Here is a 1,291-nt window from a genome sequence, read left to right on the forward strand (position 1 = left end):
GCGGGGGGCGCGGGGGCGGGGTCGGGGGTGGCCACCACCGCCATGGGCGTTGCGGCGCAACCCGCCAGCGCCAGCCAGGCCGCCCCCGCCAGTGCTGCGGCAAGGCGGCGGGAAGCGCGCGCAATCGGTGCGCAGGGGGAGTCAGCGTTCATCGGGCAGCTCGATGCGAAAGAAGCGGCTCGGCCCCTCGTCCACCAGCTCGACCGTGCCACCGTGCGCCACCAGGTACTCGCGCACGATGGACAGCCCGACGCCGGAGCCGCGCGCGGCGTCCGGCGGCTGGTGCTGGCCGCGGTAGAAGGGCTCGAAGATGTGGGGCCTGTCATTGTCGGCCACGCCCGGGCCCTCGTCGTGTAGGTCAATGCGCACACGGCCCGCTTCCCGGCCGAGCACGAAGCGCACCCGCCCGCCACGCGGCGAGAAGCGGATCGCGTTCGACAGCAGGTTGGCCAGCGCGGTGGCGAGCTTGTCGGGGTCGGCCTGCAGCGTCAACGCTTCGCCCTGCACGTCCACCTGCAGGCTGCGCGCCTGCCATTGCAGCCGCTGGGCCTCGACCTGCGCCAGGACCAGGGCGCGCAGCTCCACCGGCTGGCGCCGCAGCTGGCGCGCCTCGAAGGCCGCGGCGTTGAAGCGCAGCAGCGCCTCGATCTCCTCCTGCAGCAGCAGCGTGTTCTGCCGCAGGATTGCCACCACCTCGCGCTGGCCCTCGTTCAGCTCGCCGGTGACGCCGTCCTGCAGCAGCGCCACCCCCTCGCGCAGCGAGGCCAGCGGGGTCTTGAGCTCATGCGAGACGTGGCGCAGGAAGCGCGCCTTGTCGGCGTCGAGCTCGAGCAGGCGCACGCGCAGCCAGTCGAGCTGCCGGCCCAGGCGGCGCACGTCCACCGGGCCGGCGATCTCCACGCTGCGCGACAGGTCGTTCTCGCCCAGGCGGCGGATGGCACGCTCCAGGCGCTTGAACGGCCGCGCCAGCCAGAAGCCCAGCGCGAGGGCCAGGCCGAAGGCGATCGCCAGCGTGGCGACCACCTGCCGGAGGACCTTGCGCCGGCTGCTGTCCACGCGTGCCTCCAGGGCGCTGCTGCGCTCGGCGTTCAGCGCCTGGACCGCCTCGCTGATGGAGGCATTCAGGGCGTCGAGCTGCAGGAAGCGGGCCGCCACTGCGCGCTCGCGCTCCAGGGGATCGTCGCCGGTGGCGTCGAGCAGGCCCGCCACCTCGGCCAGCTGTGCGCGCCACTGCTGTGCCTGATCCGCCGGCAGGCCCCCGGCCTCCAGCCGCTGCACCTGCGGGAGCGTG

General features: G+C 74.1%; 1 protein-coding gene. It reads right to left on the minus strand.

The genetic code is table 11. The annotated features are described in order from the left end of the window. Positions 1-141: 141 nt before the first annotated feature. Positions 142-1,291 (minus strand): HAMP domain-containing histidine kinase (locus A612_RS00515; protein ID WP_019372666.1); only part of this gene is annotated, 1,150 nt, incomplete at its 5' end.

Origin of the sequence: Melaminivora alkalimesophila (assembly GCF_000282995.1) — a bacterium.
GTDB lineage: Bacteria > Pseudomonadota > Gammaproteobacteria > Burkholderiales > Burkholderiaceae_C > Melaminivora > Melaminivora alkalimesophila.